This is a genomic window from Providencia sp. AGC89 (assembly GCF_053543535.1).
In genome coordinates, this window is the sequence record NZ_JBIXLP010000046.1 from 87,016 (window position 1) to 104,337 (window position 17,322).

General features: G+C 38.4%; 11 protein-coding genes and 3 tRNA genes. 8 read left to right on the plus strand and 6 right to left on the minus strand.

The window, feature by feature from the left end; all coding sequences use genetic code 11:
- The first annotated feature begins 80 nt into the window (after positions 1-80).
- On the plus strand, positions 81-1,481 hold the full coding sequence (gene cycA, locus ACIPUA_RS07785) for a D-serine/D-alanine/glycine transporter (RefSeq protein WP_042847937.1): 1,401 nt from the start codon (positions 81-83) through the stop codon (positions 1,479-1,481).
- Positions 1,482-1,575: 94 nt separating this feature from the next.
- Here the strand turns inward: cycA and putP are convergent, their stop codons facing one another.
- Positions 1,576-3,060 carry a sodium/proline symporter PutP gene (gene putP / locus ACIPUA_RS07790; RefSeq protein WP_042847939.1) on the minus strand — a complete coding sequence of 495 codons (1,485 nt, stop codon included), beginning with the start codon at positions 3,058-3,060 and terminating at the stop codon, positions 1,576-1,578.
- A gap of 500 nt (positions 3,061-3,560) precedes the next feature.
- Between putP and putA the strand changes: the two genes are divergently transcribed.
- Positions 3,561-7,544 (plus strand): trifunctional transcriptional regulator/proline dehydrogenase/L-glutamate gamma-semialdehyde dehydrogenase, encoded by a 3,984-nt coding sequence (gene putA, locus ACIPUA_RS07795; protein WP_042847940.1) that lies wholly within the window; start codon positions 3,561-3,563, stop codon positions 7,542-7,544.
- A gap of 260 nt (positions 7,545-7,804) precedes the next feature.
- Here the strand turns inward: putA and fliZ are convergent, their stop codons facing one another.
- On the minus strand, positions 7,805-8,320 hold the full coding sequence (fliZ, locus tag ACIPUA_RS07800; RefSeq protein WP_042847941.1) for a flagella biosynthesis regulatory protein FliZ: 516 nt from the start codon (positions 8,318-8,320) through the stop codon (positions 7,805-7,807).
- A gap of 1,019 nt (positions 8,321-9,339) precedes the next feature.
- Here fliZ and ACIPUA_RS07805 point away from each other — a divergent pair.
- Together ACIPUA_RS07805 and ACIPUA_RS07810 are read left to right on the plus strand one after the other, a co-directional pair.
- Entirely contained in the window at positions 9,340-9,648 is a 309-nt protein-coding gene (locus ACIPUA_RS07805) for a DUF5339 domain-containing protein (RefSeq protein WP_042847942.1), read from the plus strand.
- 179 nt (positions 9,649-9,827) lie between these two features.
- Positions 9,828-10,130 (plus strand): hypothetical protein, encoded by a 303-nt coding sequence (locus ACIPUA_RS07810; RefSeq protein ID WP_042847943.1) that lies wholly within the window; start codon positions 9,828-9,830, stop codon positions 10,128-10,130.
- 451 nt (positions 10,131-10,581) lie between these two features.
- Here ACIPUA_RS07810 and mgtA read toward each other — a convergent pair whose 3' ends face one another.
- From mgtA to cspE, 4 genes are all read right to left on the minus strand, one after another.
- Positions 10,582-13,287 carry a magnesium-translocating P-type ATPase gene (gene mgtA / locus ACIPUA_RS07815; RefSeq protein WP_071547924.1) on the minus strand — a complete coding sequence of 902 codons (2,706 nt, stop codon included), beginning with the start codon at positions 13,285-13,287 and terminating at the stop codon, positions 10,582-10,584.
- A 149-nt stretch (positions 13,288-13,436) separates the two neighbouring features.
- On the minus strand, positions 13,437-14,135 hold the full coding sequence (locus ACIPUA_RS07820; RefSeq protein WP_042847948.1) for an MgtC family protein: 699 nt from the start codon (positions 14,133-14,135) through the stop codon (positions 13,437-13,439).
- 425 nt (positions 14,136-14,560) lie between these two features.
- A complete protein-coding gene (gene dsrB / locus ACIPUA_RS07825) occupies positions 14,561-14,752 on the minus strand; it encodes a protein DsrB (RefSeq protein WP_042847951.1) in 192 nt (63 codons plus the stop codon).
- A 104-nt stretch (positions 14,753-14,856) separates the two neighbouring features.
- Entirely contained in the window at positions 14,857-15,069 is a 213-nt protein-coding gene (gene cspE, locus ACIPUA_RS07830) for a transcription antiterminator/RNA stability regulator CspE (protein WP_008911725.1), read from the minus strand.
- A gap of 479 nt (positions 15,070-15,548) precedes the next feature.
- On the opposite strand from cspE, the gene ACIPUA_RS07835 reads away from it, so the two are divergent.
- From ACIPUA_RS07835 to ACIPUA_RS07850, 4 genes are all read left to right on the plus strand, one after another.
- Positions 15,549-16,052, plus strand: coding sequence for a YlaC family protein (locus ACIPUA_RS07835; protein WP_042847955.1), 504 nt, complete (start codon positions 15,549-15,551; stop codon positions 16,050-16,052).
- A 135-nt stretch (positions 16,053-16,187) separates the two neighbouring features.
- Positions 16,188-16,263: transfer RNA gene (locus ACIPUA_RS07840), tRNA-Asn, on the plus strand.
- A 336-nt stretch (positions 16,264-16,599) separates the two neighbouring features.
- Positions 16,600-16,675, plus strand: a tRNA-Asn gene (locus tag ACIPUA_RS07845).
- A gap of 336 nt (positions 16,676-17,011) precedes the next feature.
- Positions 17,012-17,087: transfer RNA gene (locus tag ACIPUA_RS07850), tRNA-Asn, on the plus strand.
- Positions 17,088-17,322 lie beyond the last annotated feature (235 nt).

The following is a 17,322-nucleotide window of genomic DNA, read 5'->3' on the forward strand; positions in this document are numbered from 1 at the left end:
CAATATTTCATGCAAACATAACCACAAAATAAAAAAAGACTGTGGCTAACAATAACAAACCACTACGGACACTTTACAGTATGGAAGAAAATCCAACATCAACACCGAAGCAGCATAATGCTGACCGTAATCAATTAAAACGTAGCCTTAGTAACCGCCATATACAACTTATTGCAATTGGCGGCGCAATTGGAACCGGCCTATTTATGGGGTCAGGTAAAACTATCTCACTTGCTGGCCCATCAATCATATTCGTATATATGATAATTGGTTTTGTGCTGTTTTTCGTTATGCGAGCGATGGGAGAGCTGCTGCTATCCAACCTTGATTATAAATCTTTTAGTGATTTTTCAACTGACTTAATTGGCCCATGGGCTGGCTTTTTTGTAGGTTGGACCTACTGGTTCTGCTGGGTTATCACAGGAATAGCGGATATTATTGCCATAACCTCCTATGTTAGTTTTTGGGCTCCGGAATTTCCAGAATGGGTAACCTCGTTTATCTGTGTGATCAGCCTACTCACCTTAAACCTTGTTTCAGTCAGGCTATTTGGTGAATTAGAGTTTTGGTTTGCAATGATAAAAATTGTTGCCATTGTTGCCTTAATTGCCGTAGGTGGGACGTTGATCGCCATGAACTTCCAGTCACCAACTGGGCATATCGCATCCTTAAATAATATTTGGAATGATGGCGGTATGTTCCCGATGGGAATAAGCGGTTTTTTTGCTGGCTTCCAAATTGCTATTTTTGCTTTCGTTGGGATTGAATTAGTAGGAACGGCAGCAGCAGAAACTCGAGATCCCGAAAAATCATTACCAAAAGCCATTAATGCAATCCCAATCCGAATTATTGCATTTTATGTTTTGTCCTTGATTGTTATTATGGCAGTAACGCCATGGAGAACTATCTTGGCTGATAAAAGCCCATTTGTAGAAATGTTTGTCCTTATCAGCCTCCCTGCTGCTGCAAGCATTGTCAATTTTGTGGTGTTAACTTCTGCGGCTTCATCAGCCAACAGTGGTGTATTTTCTACCAGTCGAATGTTATTTGGGCTGTCTAAAGAAGGGGATGCCCCAAAACAATTCAGCCAATTATCAAAAAAAGCTGTACCAGCAACAGGCCTAATATTTACTTGCATCTGCCTGAGCTTCGGCATCATTCTGATCTACTTTATTCCTGATATCATGCATGCATTTACATTGGTTACCACTGTGTCTGCTATCCTATTTATGTTTATTTGGAGTATGATCTTATATAGCTATTTGAATTTCCGTAAGAAACGACCAGAGATGCATAAATCTTCACGTTATAAAATGCCTGCGGGTATTGTTATGTCATGGTTAAGCTTAGCCTTTTTCGCCTTTATGGTGGTGTTACTGGCATTCCAACACGATACAAGACAGGCTTTAATTGCAACACCAGTCTGGTTTATCGTTTTGGCTATTGGTTACCAAATAGCTAAACGTAGGAAAGTTAATTAACCTTTGCCCATTAATTACTAGGCTGTTGATTTGACAAACAAAAAAGCCGAGCAATTGAAATTACTCGGCTTTTTATCTTATCGGTACACCTCAATTAATGAGATTTATATTCCGCTTCCGCTTCATCAAACCGTGCTTGTGCTGCCGCACTAGGCCCTTTAGTTACCATACTGACAACAATAATTGCTATTGTTGCAAACACAAAGCCTGGGATGATTTCATATAAATCGAACCATTTATATTTCATCCAAACTAATACGGTTACAGCACCCACCAACATACCTGCCAATGCGCCTGTACGAGTCATCCGCTTCCACATCACAGAGATTAATACTACTGGCCCAAATGCTGCACCAAATCCTGCCCATGCATTACTTACTAGCGCTAAAACTTTATTATTTGGGTCACGAGCAATATAAATAGCGATGGCTGCAACAACTAACACCATACCACGCCCGACCCAAACCAACTCTTTTTGGCTCGCTTTCTTCCGGAAAAATGGTTTATATAAATCTTCCGTTAACGCACTTGCACATACTAACAATTGGCAACTTAATGTGCTCATTACTGCCGCTAATATTGCAGATAACAAGATACCCGCTATCCATGGGTTAAACAGTATTCCGGTTAACTCCATGAAAATACGTTCACTATTATTCGACACTGAACCCGCTAAGCTTGGATTGTTTTCAAAATAAGCAATACCAAAGAAACCTACTGCAATAGTTCCCACTAAACATAAAACCATCCATGTCATACTAATACGACGTGCAGAACGAATAGTGCGATGGGAATCTGCAGCCATAAAACGCGCTAAAATGTGAGGCTGGCCAAAATAGCCTAACCCCCAGCCTAATAACGATAGGATGGCAACAAAGTTCATTCCTTTAAACATATCTAGGTATTCAGGGTTTTTCGCTTTTATAACTTCAATTGAAGTATCAATTCCACCTAATGAAAGGATCACCACGATAGGCGTCAGAATCAAAGCAAAAATCATTAATGACGCTTGAACGGTATCTGTCCAACTAACCGCCAAAAAACCCCCTAAAAAGGTATAAGCGATTGTCGCTAATGCACCTAACCACATGGCTTTTTCGTAGCTCATATTGAATGTGCTCTCAAACAGTAAACCGCCAGCAACAACGCCTGATGCACAGTAGATAGTAAAGAAAACTAAAATAACCACAGCGGAGATAATACGTAAAATTTTACTATTATCCTCAAAGCGGCTAGTGAAATAATCGGGTAAAGTTAAGGCATTGTTATTCTTTTCTGTTTGTACGCGTAAACGCCCAGCAACAAATAGCCAATTAAGGTAAGCCCCTAGGCTTAAACCAATTGCTATCCAGCTTTCAGAGATACCCGCCAAGAAAATAGCACCAGGTAACCCCATCAGCAACCAACCACTCATATCGGAAGCACCTGCAGATAATGCGGTGACAACACTCCCTAAGCTTCGGCCACCAAGAATATAATCATCAAAGTTTTTGGTCGAGCGATAGGCCAAGTAGCCGATTAATAACATGCCAGTAATGTATACGATGAACATAATGATCATCGGAGTGCTTACAGTCATCCGTTTTCTCCATTGAGTATTTTTAAAAATTGTTAGTTATCTTTATATAATTGCCTTTGATAACTTGTCACTTCATGGTGTTGCACTTTATTGCACTTTTTCATTTATCTCTATGAACACCAAATAGGCTGTGATTGTTTGCGTTGCACTAATTTTAATTTCTTAGCGACTCCATCCTAGACAGACTCCTATTAAATTAACAAGAAATTAACTATTTTTTATTCCATAAATAGAATCCATATCACAAATGTTAAAATTTAAAGTCGGATTTACAAATGAATGACTAACTAATACCACAACAACCAAAAGGTTATAACTATATGAAATATATACAAAATAAATAACCATAAATTGAGCAAATAATATTCACCATATAAAAACCAGATGTGTTTCACATTTCCCTCAGAAACCACGATTAACAATGTTGCACAAAGTTGCAACATTAGGATACTCTGATGTAACTTTTCGATTTAACCGACTCGTGAACTAGAGGAATTAAGATGAGTAGCACAACAACTATGGGTGTGAGACTTGATGAAGCAACTCGTGAACGCATTAAAAATGCCGCTCAACGTCTTGACCGCACATCACATTGGCTTATCAAACAAGCTATTTATAATTACCTAGAACAATTCGATAATGGCCAATTTCTTCCTGAGCTATCAGCCGATGTCGACGCAAAAGAAAACCAATCAACAGATGAAGACACAACGGTTGACTCTAGCTATCAGCCATTCTTAGATTTTGCAGAGCACATTTTACCACAATCTGTAAAACGCTCCGCAATTACTTCTGCCTATCGGGTTCCTGAAACACAAGCAGTACCGATGTTATTACAGCAAGCACAACTGCCCGTAGAACAAGCCGAAGCTGCTCATAAATTAGCCTATTCGATTGCCGAAAAATTACGTAACCAAAAAAATGGTGTCGGTCGTTCTGGCTTAGTTCAAGGTTTGCTACAGGAATTTTCCCTGTCCTCTCAAGAAGGTGTGGCATTAATGTGCCTAGCAGAAGCCCTACTTCGTATTCCAGATAAAGCAACCCGTGACGCCCTGATCCGCGATAAAATTAGTAATGGTAACTGGCAATCACACCTAGGCCAAAGTAGTTCAATGTTCGTTAATGCAGCAACATGGGGCCTTTTATTTACAGGTAAGTTGGTTTCTACCCACAACGAAGCAAAACTATCGACCTCTTTGAATCGGATCATTAGTAAAAGTGGTGAGCCTTTAGTCCGCAAAGGTGTTGATATGGCAATGCGCCTAATGGGGGAGCAATTCGTAACAGGAGAAACAATATCTCAAGCGCTAGCGAATGCACGCAAGCTTGAAGATAAAGGCTTCCGTTACTCTTACGATATGCTCGGAGAAGCTGCGTTAACAGAAAAAGATGCCCAAGATTATATGGTATCTTACCAGCAAGCGATCCACGCGATTGGTAAAGCATCAAATGGACGCGGTATCTATGAAGGTCCGGGTATTTCGATTAAATTATCGGCGCTACACCCGCGTTATAGCCGTGCCCAATACTCACGCGTCATAGATGAATTATACCCACGTCTCTTGTCTTTAGTATTACAAGCACACCAATATGATATTGGTATTAATATTGATGCAGAAGAAGCTGACCGTTTAGAAATTTCTTTAGATTTATTAGAAAAACTCTGTTTTGAACCACAATTGGCGGGCTGGAATGGTATCGGCTTTGTTATTCAGGCCTACCAAAAGCGTTGCCCTTTTGTCATTGACTCTATTATCAATTTAGCTGAGCGTAGCCAACGCCGTTTGATGATCCGTCTGGTTAAAGGGGCTTATTGGGATAGTGAAATTAAACGTGCTCAAATTGACGGTTTAGAGGGTTACCCTGTTTATACTCGTAAAGTATATACTGACGTCTCTTATCTGGCTTGCGCTCGTAAATTATTGTCTGTACCAAATTTAATTTACCCTCAATTTGCGACACACAATGCACATACTCTTGCGGCTATCTACCAAATTGCAGGTAAAAACTATTACCCAGGGCAATATGAATTCCAATGCCTCCACGGTATGGGTGAACCTTTATATGAACAAGTCGTAGGCAAAGTTGCTGATGGTAAACTTAATCGCCCTTGCCGAATTTATGCGCCTGTTGGCACCCATGAAACCTTACTTGCCTATTTAGTTCGCCGATTACTGGAAAATGGCGCGAACACTTCATTTGTCAACCGTATTGCTGACGCAACTATTCCACTGGATGAGCTAGTCGCAGACCCAGTAAAAGACATCCTTGAATTATCAAAAACAGAAGGCCAAATTGGGCTACCGCACCCCAAAATCCCATTACCTCGCGATTTATATGGTCAAGATCGTGTAAATTCTATGGGCCTTGACCTTTCTAATGAACATCGCTTGGCGTCTTTATCTAGCGCTCTACTCAGTGCAGCAATGCAGCAAAAAATTGCCCAGCCGCTACTCGGTGGGGATTTCCAACCATCCCAAGCAATACCTGAATCGACACCAATCATTAACCCTGCATGTAATAAAGATATTGTCGGGCAAGTTCGTGAAACTACTGAGCAAGAGGCGGAACATGCCTTAAATATTGCCGATGAAGCAGGAACCATTTGGTTCGCAACGCCCCCTTCTGAACGTGCAGCTATCTTATTACGCGCAGCCGATCTGATGGAACAGCAATTGCAACCATTATTGGATGTCTTAGTACGTGAAGCGGGTAAAACCTACAATAATGCAATCGCTGAAGTCAGAGAGGCGGTAGATTTCCTCAATTATTATGCGACCCAAGTCAAAAATGACTTTGATAATAATACCCATCGACCGTTAGGTCCGATTGTCTGTATCAGTCCTTGGAACTTCCCATTGGCGATATTTTCAGGGCAAATTGCGGCAGCCCTTGCTGCAGGTAATACTGTCCTCGCCAAACCTGCTGAACAAACTCCGCTAATTGGTGCCATTGCTGTATCAATACTTCATCAAGCGGGAATACCGAGAGATGTATTACAGTTTTTACCCGGTAAAGGGGAAACTATCGGTGCACAGTTGGTTGGTGATAAGCGTGTTCGTGGTGTCATGTTTACAGGTTCAACTGAGGTTGCAGGGCTACTACAACGTAATATTGCTGGGCGTTTAGATGCACAAGGTCGCCCTACTCCGCTCATTGCAGAGACCGGGGGCTTGAATGCTATGATTGTCGATTCTTCTGCGCTAACAGAGCAAGTTATTGCTGATGTAGTTGCTTCTGCATTTGATAGTGCGGGTCAACGCTGCTCCGCGTTACGCATTTTATGCGTACAAGAAGATGTTGCCGATAGAACAATCCGCATGTTAAAAGGCGCAATGGAAGAATGCCGGATGGCTAACCCTGAGCACCTTTCTACTGATATTGGCCCAGTTATCGACCGCGAAGCAAAAGAAAATATTGAACAACATATTCAGCAAATGCGCAGTAAAGGGAAAGCCGTATTCCAAGCCGCTTTCGAAAACCCTGACGATCAACAAGAACAAACAGAAGGAACTTATGTTAAACCGACATTAATTGAACTAGATAATGTCAACGAGCTGAAAAAAGAAATTTTTGGCCCTGTTCTGCATGTTGTTCGCTTTAACCGTAATGAATTAGATGCCTTAGTAGACCAAATTAATGCAGCCGGTTATGGGTTAACTCTAGGTGTACACACTCGCATTGACGAAACAATTAACCAAGTTGTCTCTAAGGCTAAAGTCGGAAATTTATATGTTAACCGCAATATGGTCGGAGCGGTTGTTGGCGTTCAACCGTTTGGTGGAGAAGGCTTATCAGGCACAGGGCCTAAAGCTGGCGGTCCATTATACCTTTATCGTTTATTAAGTGAACGACCGGATAACGCAGTTTCAAATACATTAGAAAGACAAGATAATCATTTACCTATGGATGCAAGTGCTCGAGCAGATTTACTGTCATCTTTTGAGTCCTTTGCCCAATGGGTAGAAAAACAAAATAATATTATTGAACCTTCGGTAATTGAATTATTTACTCGCTATACACAAGCTGGAACCACCAGAGTGTTGCCAGGCCCAACAGGCGAAAGAAATACATATACCTTACGCCCACGTGGTTTAATTCTGTGTATTAGTGACAACGAAAAAGATTGTTTGATTCAGTTAGCCGCGGTTCTTTCCTCCGGTTGTCAGTCCTTATGGCCACAAAGCGAACTCCATCAAAAACTGTTTAAATCACTTCCTGAAAAAGTGAGAAAATCAATCTCATTAACTAAAAACTGGCAAGAAACGAAGGAGCCAATTGAAGGGGTGATTTATCACGGCGATAGTGATCAGTTAAAAGACGTTTGCGCAGCTATTGCACAACGTAAAGGGCCAATTATTTCAGTACAAGGATTTGAACGAGGTGAAACAAACTTGCTTATCGAACGCCTTGTTCATGAACGCTCCTTAAGTGTCAATACCGCAGCCGCGGGCGGTAACGCAAGCTTAATGACCATCGGCTAAAAAACAAAAGACCTAGTTTCACCGTACATGAGACTAGGTCTTTACTTTATAGTGCTATTCATTATTTACTTATCCCTTGAATATTCAGCCTTCCATATTTTTTATCAAATGAGAATAATGAATTTTGGGGCATTATTTCGAATAATAATTCATTTTATAACAATAGGTTAATACTATAAAAACGCAAAAGGTGCCCTACGGACACCAATTCATTAAATTATAACAATGAAAATAGCTATTATTTATGTATTTTCAATATGTTATTGAGTTTTTTCTGATTCCCAGAATAAATACTGCTCATACTTGCGCAAGGCAATATTATAGTTACTAAATGCAGAGTCTGTCATTTTTTCACTTAACTGTTCTTGAACCTTACTTGCAGTAAATTCTTTCATAGAAAAGTTAGATGAAGATAACAACTCATCTAAGCGGCGTAAGCGAACAACATATTCGCGAACAGTACTATGGCTCATCTCAGTCTGTAAGAATAAATACTGTTTAAATGACATGATATCAAAATAATCAGTATTACTATTGCAATAAATCTCACTACAAAAACGGCAAAGTGCAGTAAATTTACCTTGTAGTTCCCCCCAAGTACTTTCATCAACCAATTCAGTCATATCAGCGATAGCTTCTTTATTTAAGATGTCATCGTTGAAAACCAAAGAGATACGATCCAAAGTTTTGTGACAATGTGCACAATGAGTTTGACTATGTTTAAAATCTTTAATGTAACGACTCAGAGGCCGTTTCTTTACAATAGAAGCAGACATAATGGTAAAGCCCTGTGTGTAAGTCTAAATATAAAATTGTAACTAGATAAATCAAGCTACATACATTACATGCCCATAGCATTAATAGAATATCTGCTATGTTGCATAGTGATACGAGTAACCCCGCATCTCGCCCTCTTACTTTCTCTTTAGGAGAATGATCCTCCTGAGAATGTAGTGTAAGAAAATTTAATACCCTTTATTTGAAGCATTCTAACTTGTATTTCGCTCTTTGGCGAATTTCAACAGTGAGTCAATTTTGGTATGAATTTGATTTAGCGTCAACCTAATTAACCTAAATACCGTTAACTCTGTACACTTATTGTTAACCTACCAAATAGCGACATGAGCTGTTCAGACTGCCTAAAGGCAAAGACTTTACCTTATAATTTCATCTTCGTACAAAGAAAATTTGATTTAAAAATCAAACTTATACATATACAAAGGTTTTATTCGTAAATTTGTGAAGCAGCTCACTTTTCGTATCTATAGTTGCATCTTAAATGTACAGATATTAATTCTAAAAATATTTAATAAAGCCAATTCATCACTCACATGTAAACATTTAGTTACAATTGACCCTTGTTTTAATCAATAGATACCGCATATAACAAAGTATTATAATAAATATAAAAATGTTATATGACCCCATAAAGTTAAGTAAATATGCGTAACATTAGGGTAAGCATATTTTTCAATTCAAAATATGTTTACCCCAATAATATGTAAGCAACGTCATTTTCTTCGCTAAATTTTGAAATGTTTTATCTTAGTACCCAGTACTTACTTCGAATGCATGTCTCATGACAACAACTCAATACACTGATAAACAATGATTTTATCGCTATAAGAATAATAGCAATCTAAAATAAAAAATATCCCGATATTATTATCCAACCTTTCGCATATACCACTATATTATTGAAGTATTATTTTAGGATTTGTTACGTTTGATATTAAAAACATCTCTTATATACTTCGTTTTGCTATATAAATAAATAAATTTAATAAGGTTGATTATGAAAAAGTTAATTTTAGCTTGTGGTATGGGTTTATTGGCACTGACGATCACTGCTTGTTCAGAGGAAGAGAAAAAAGGTGAAGTTGCTGGTGCAACTGAAACTTGTAATACTTACTTCGCTGAAGTTGATAGCTTAATTGCTAAAGCTTCAGAAAACCCTCAAGCAAAAGCACAGTTGGATGCAATGAAAGGTCAACTGGAAGAAGGTAAAAAGCAAGTTGCAGCACTACCTAAAGACCAGCAAGACAAAGCTTGCCAACAAGGTATTGATGCGATGAAACAAATGAAAACGGCTTTAGGTCTATAATAAAGAATTATTTAGATTAGTCAGTTTTCCAAAAAGAGCCCTATTGCGGCTCTTTTTATTCTCTTAATTACCTAGGAAATCATCCCTTCCTATACATTCACTTTTCCCATAGTTTTTTGCAAGCTTATCCCCCCTTAACTTAATAGAATTAAAATGATTTAATACATTAAGGAAAAATAATGAGCATGCATTTAAACCAAGTTGTCAAGTCACCCAAGCCATTTATTACCATAACAAAGGGTTGTAGTAAATTTAGCCATAAGATCAAAGAAGCTTTAAATATTAATAGTAAAAAAATAGAACTTAAATTTGAGAATAATACGATTACGTTAAATGAACACAAAATTGTGAGCAAACTGAAATCTCAAATCGAAAAGGTTACCCTATTAAAAGAATTTAAAAAAGGCGAAAAAAAATTCAAATCAATAGCACTATTAACAGAGCTATTGATGAAACAAGGGCAAAATTATCGGATAAACTAGATAAAACAAAAGTCTCTCTTACCTCTAATGATAAAAAAGAAATTTTTCATCGTGTTGCGAGAAAATGTGGCATTCCTGAGTCTGATATTGATACAAATGCATCGCAACTATTTATTAAACAGCTTCTTCCTCAGCATACTCAGATAAAACAAGCAATTACACATTATCTATCCCTTAAAAAAGAACAGTCGAATGAAAATAGCGCAGCAGTAACCAAATATGTAATTGATACAGTCAATGCCAGAATTCAGGAAATTTTTTTCCCGGATATTAATTTTAAGAAAGTCAAAGATTGCGCAAATTCTGAAGCTGTGGCATTGCTGGAAAATAAACTCAACCAAGCAAATGATGAGATTGTTACTTTATACTTTTCAATCGGAAAAAAAACGGCGGTTTAGTTGAAGATAGGGAGAGCAGTCCTTGCCCTCCCTTTTTCTTATTTAACAACCTATTATAGCCAGGTCCCAAAACGTTTAATATAAAACTGCTTCATCAATTGAGCAACAACACAATAGCTCACCAATGTTAATACTAACCATGGGAAATACTCTATTGGTAATGGCTGTAACCCAATCATTTCACCAAATGAAGAGAATGGAATATATAAACCTAATGCCATAATTAGCCCTGTTGTTAATAATACAGGTAATGCCGCTGTACTTTGAATAAACGGAATTTTTTGTGTTCTTAACATATGGACAACTAATGTTTGCGAGAGCAAACCCTCAACAAACCAACCTGACTGGAAAAGCGCTTCATGGGCAACACTATTTGCTTGGAACACATACCACATCAAGGCGAAAGTTGTGATATCAAAAATTGAAGAGGTTGGCCCAATCCAAATCATAAAACGCCCAATATTTTTTGCATCCCATTTACGAGGTCGTTTTAAAAACTCTTTATCCATTTTATCCCAAGGTAATGCTAGTTGGGAAATATCGTACAGTAAATTTTGAACGAGCAAGTGAATGGCTAGCATAGGAAGGAATGGAATAAATGCACTGGCAATTAATACCGAAAATACATTACCAAAGTTTGAACTTGCAGTCATATTTAAATATTTAATAATATTACCAAAAGTCTCTCTTCCTTTAATAACCCCCTGCTCTAACACCATTAAATCTTTTTCTAGCAAAATAATATCTGCTGATTCCTTGGCGATATCTGTTCCAGTATCAACAGAAATCCCCACATCGGCATCTCGTAAAGCAGGAGCGTCATTGATCCCATCACCCAAGAAACCGACAGTATGACCGTTCGCTTGTAACCTTTTTAAAATACGCGATTTTTGTAATGGCGTTAATTTACAAAAAACAGAAACTTGCTCTACTTTTTGACTTAATTCTTCATCAGATAATGCTTCAACTTCTAAACCTGACATGATTTCACTAATATTTAGCCCTACATCATGACAAATTTTTTCGGTAATAATGGCATTATCACCCGTCAGAACTTTAACAGTAACCCCATTTTCACGCAGTGCAGCAATTGCAGAAATAGCGCTTTCCTTTGCTGGGTCAAGGAATGTTAAAATACCTTGTAACTCCAACTGTTGCTCCGCTTGTGCAGATAAGGGCAAACTAGCTTCCGCATCATTTAACTGACGAGTCGCAAGTAACAACACACGAAAACCTTGCCTGTTATAGTCACTTACTAGCTCAGTTATTTTCGCCCTCGCCTGCTCATCAAGTAAATAAGACTGTCCATCCTGCTGATAATGTTGACATACTGCCAGCATTTCTTCGGCTGCCCCCTTGCATATTAACAAGGCCTCTCCTGAAGGGGTTCTAACCGTCACTGATAATTTACGTCTGATAAAATCAAACGGTAATTCATCAATTTTCTGAAATGCTTTTAGTTTTTCAACTTCACTATTCCCTCTTCCTCGGCGAATTATCGCCTGATCCATCATGTTTTTAGTGCCGCTTTGATGGAAACTATTGAGCCACCCCAATTGCAAAATTTGACTATTTTTCTGCCCATTATTGTCTAAATAGTGTTCTAAAATAATTTTATCTTGCGTTAACGTCCCTGTTTTATCAGTACAAAGTACGTCCATGGCACCAAAGTTTTGAATAGCATTTAACCTTTTGACAATAACTTTGTGCTTTGACATTGCTATTGCGCCTTTAGCTAGATTCGAGCTAACGATCATCGGTAACATTTCTGGCGTTAACCCAACAGCAACTGCTAGTGAAAATAGCGTGGCTTCAAACCAATCTCCTTTTGTGAAGCCATTAATCAGTAGCACGATAGGTACCATGACTAACATAAAACGGATCAGTAACCAACTTACACTATTAACACCACGGTCGAATGACGTTTGCGCCCGACTACCAACAATGGATTTAGCTAATGACCCTAAATATGTGTTTGACCCTGTGGCAACAACAATTCCACGCGCTGTTCCACTGGTTACATTGGTCCCCATCAAACAAATATTGGATATTTCTAATAACTCGTTTTCTGTTGGTGAAACAGGTTCTAAACTTTTAGCAGAAATATCACCTAGAGTGTCATATTTTTCTACCGGTATAGATTCTCCGGTTAAGATAGCTTGGCTTATAAATAAGTCTCTCGATTCAACCAATTTTAAATCTGCAGGAACCATGTCACCGGCAGATAATAAAACAATATCACCGGGTACTAAGCATTTGATCGGCACTTCTTTTCGAGTAGAACGACCTGTTTTATTATCACGTCGAAATACGGTAGCAGTGGTACGTACTAATGATTTCAAGGCTTCAGCAGCTTTATTAGTTCGATACTCCTGCCAAAAACGAAGTAACCCACTCAGCAAAACCATTGTAATAATGATTATTACACCAGTTAAATCAGTCTCATCACCTTGTCGCTCAGGTATAAGATAGTCAGTAAAAAAACTCACTATTGCCAATATAATGAGTACGAATATGAATGGATTTTTAAAAGAAATGAGTAATTGCTTCCAAGCAGGAGGCGCTTTTTCATGAGCAACTTCATTTTCCCCTTCAGTAACAAGGCGATCCATCGCCTCATTTTCTGTCAGACCTAATAAATTCGTTTGATATTCATTAAGTACTTGCTCAATATTTTTACTGGCCTGTTCGCCAACAATAAATTTTTGGCGAACAGGAGCAGCTTTAACGCTTTTGCGTTGATGTCTTATTTCAGTCATAGCGTTGTCTCTAATACAACAATTGCCTATTTTTACGCTACCTAACCAAAATAAAAACCTTTTAATTATCCGTTAGATAGCTCCATTTTCTACTCCATGACGGAGGGTGATCGTCCATTTCGGCTCCTATAGTGAGTTAATTTCTAGCATCAGGCGGGTAGCTCTGATGCCACTTTCCAATTGATAGCACTGACACTTTGCTCAAGGCTTATTCGGCATACCAATGCTTCGATTTCTTTCTGCTCGGCAGGTGTTGCTAAAAATTCAGCACACACTTCCAGTTGTTCAGGCTTTAAAGTGTCCGCGCTACTCAAAGACCGTAAACGAATATGTAAGCCATTAATGGCTTGCAAGATAAGTGTTCTTACTAGGATTTCATCGGTTTGATGACACATAACGCGAATTTTATAGCGCTGCTCTACATCAAGAGCTTGCTGCTGTGGTTGCTTATTGATCCGCGAAGCCGCTTCCCTTAGTAAAATATTGGCACATAAAATTAACAGTGTGGCCATCAAGGCGAGTGAGTACTGACCTAATCCACACAACACGCCGATCCCTGCTGAGCACCAAAGAGTTGCCGCGGTATTTAAGCCACGAATATTCATACCTTCACGCATAATGACGCCTGCGCCCAGAAAACCAATTCCTGAGACAACTTGCGCCGCGATACGGCCCGGGCTATCTGGTGATGTTGTCACCGAACTTAAAATAAATACCGCAGCACCTGTAGCCACTAAAGCATTGGTTCTAAGGCCAGCCATTCGTTGACGCCATTGGCGTTCAGCACCGATTAATGCGCCAAAGCACATTGCAGAAAGCAGATTTAAAATATCAGGAGAAAAAAGCATAGTAGCTCCTCCAAAAACAGCTTGGATAATGAGACTTACATGCTTAATAAAAAGCACATAGCCATATTTTGAGTAAATAAATTACCCTAAAAATTATTGGCTATTGCCTGGAGGGAATAGAGAGTAAATATATACCAACATGATACACACTCAACATAGCAGTAATACACTGACTAAACTAAATAGCAGAGAGTACTTTGTTTATAATATAAGGGTGTGTGTGATGAAAAATATCAGACACCGCCCGCCCTAGTGGCAAGCAGCGAAAAGAAAAGACGATTACTGGCTTGCCGTTAAATTAAGTTTTTATTCCAACTCTGACTGTCCAAGTAATAATCTCCTAAGTAAAAGATGGGTGGAGTATAGGTGGGGAAATTTATGATGTAAAGAACAAAGTGTTAATTTATTTTAAATAAAGTAAAACTCTACCCTTCAATTGGGACAACAAAAGTCCCTTCATCACCATCTTTTTCATTAAAAAACCAAATACCTTCTGGGTAATCCGGCAATGAAATTAAATACATGACGCCTTCATTGAAAGGTTCAATGAGTAAAATTTTACCTTCTCGGCGCTCTTGCCCATCGGTTTTTACATAAACACGGTCATTAATATTCATAACACTTAGTTTCCAATGAAATGATGTTAATCATAAATGTAATAAAAACGAAAAAGCCCGTCATTAGAAATGACGGGCTTTAGAAAATCAGTTAAGCAATAAGCTTAGATTGCAGTTACGTTAGCAGCTGCTGGGCCTTTTGCACCGTTTTCAATGGTGAATTCAACTTGCTGGCCTTCAGCCAGAGTTTTGAAACCAGCGCCCTGAATGGCAGAGAAGTGGACGAAAACGTCTTTGCTACCATCAGCAGGAGTGATGAAACCGAAGCCTTTAGACTCGTTGAACCACTTAACTTGACCTTTCATTTTGTCGGACATTTGACTTTTCCTATATAACATCAAAAAAACTTGCCTTTTTGGCATATACGGGCCAGAGTCAACTATTTAATCAGGAAAACACCAAGATGAAGCGTCACGGTCAAAGGCTATCTGTGATAACTTTCTTCTTTAGAACACACTAACTTAGTAATCATACATCAAATAGGACTGCTAAACAGGCCGATACTCATTAACTCATGACTTAAAGATAATAGCAACTATTTTATATGTTCAAACGCTAAAATTGTGCAATTTTTTCGAGTTCGTCACTTTTACAGGCTATAATGTTAATAAAAACACAGCATTTGGTTGATAGTTTACAAAAAAATTTAATAAAAAGAGCCCCGTTTTATAAAAAGACAATCAAGAAATGCCCACCACAATGACAATCCCAGTAAATATTTTTCTTAACTGATATATAACAATCGAATCTGCTCGTGATACTCTCCTAGTATAGATATCTGACAGAGAGTTATCACATGGATATTATCAAACAAATACTCATTGAAGATTTAGATGCCATCAATAAACGCGAAAAACGTGATGGTAAGCCTTACTTTAATAGCCAGTTCCTTGGTAATCACCCTTACTTATGTATCGGTATGGTCGCCGCTTATATCCCTCTTGCTATTATTCTTTGGTACGCGCCATATTTTGGCCCTTATTGGACACTCGGTATTACTGTCTTATTTTTAGTTTTAGCCAGTGTTTTACTTTTTGATATTAAACCCGTTTATCACTTTGAAGATATCGGCGTATTAGATTTACGTGTTTGCTATAACGGTGAGTGGTTTGTCACTGAGCCAGTTTCAGATAACGCAGTGCGTAAAATACTTGATTCGAAAGAGGTTAGCCAAGCCATTAAGCAAGAAATATCACGTTTAATTGCCTTGAAAGGGGAAATTTCATTTTATGATATTTATCATGTCGTTTTCCCTGAAGTTTCTACGCCATTACAAGGTAAATTAGCAACACAAAATTAATGCATTATCAATTATCTAGCGTAAAAGTTAGCCATAATGAACAGTGAGTGAGCAATTAGATTTTTTTTGTGTTTTTACCGTTGACAGCCTGAGTCGATCTCGTTAATATTCGCCTCGTTCTCAGGAACAAGCAATTCCTCCATAGTTCAGTCGGTAGAACGGCGGACTGTTAATCCGTATGTCGCTGGTTCAAGTCCAGCTGGAGGAGCCAAATTTAAGAAGCCCGCCTAGTGCGGGCTTTTTGTTATCCATACCTATCCTCTCTTTTTTATTTCATATCATTGTTGATGCAAATTATTGGTTCAACGAATAACTTCACTTTCGTTGTACTTATAGCTTATCAGTACTATCGGCAAAAAAATGGTTCGCCCTTTTATTCCTTTCTGTTATCTATGACTATCTAAACTTCCTGAATTTTGATGCATATTGGGGTAGATAACCATCAAGTTGCTTACTTAACACGCAGTTAATCATTTTTTTTATTTTTATGCTTTACAACTGAGTATAGGATGGGTAATATGCGCCTCGTTCTCAGGAACAAAGCAATTCCTCCATAGTTCAGTCGGTAGAACGGCGGACTGTTAATCCGTATGTCGCTGGTTCAAGTCCAGCTGGAGGAGCCAAATTTAAGAAGCCCGCCTAGTGCGGGCTTTTTGTTATCCATACCTATCCTCTCTTTTTTATTTCATATCATTGTTGATGCAAATTATTGGTTCAACGAATAACTTCACTTTCGTTGTACTTATAGCTTATCAGTACTATCGGCAAAAAAATGGTTCGCCCTTTTATTCCTTTCTGTTATCTATGACTATCTAAACTTCCTGAATTTTGATGCATATTGGGGTAGATAACCATCAAGTTGCTTACTTAACACGCAGTTAATCATTTTTTTTATTTTTATGCTTTACAACTGAGTATAGGATGGGTAATATGCGCCTCGTTCTCAGGAACAAAGCAATTCCTCCATAGTTCAGTCGGTAGAACGGCGGACTGTTAATCCGTATGTCGCTGGTTCAAGTCCAGCTGGAGGAGCCAAATTTAAGAAGCCCGCCTAGTGCGGGCTTTTTGTTATCCATACCTATCCTCTCTTTTTTATTTCATATCATTGTTGATGCAAATTATTGGTTCAACGAATAACTTCACTTTCGTTGTACTTATAGCTTATCAGTACTATCGGCAAAAAAATGGTTCGCCCTTTTATTCCTTTCTGTTATCTATGACTATCTAAACTTCCTGAATTTTGATGCATATTGGGGTAGATAACCATCAA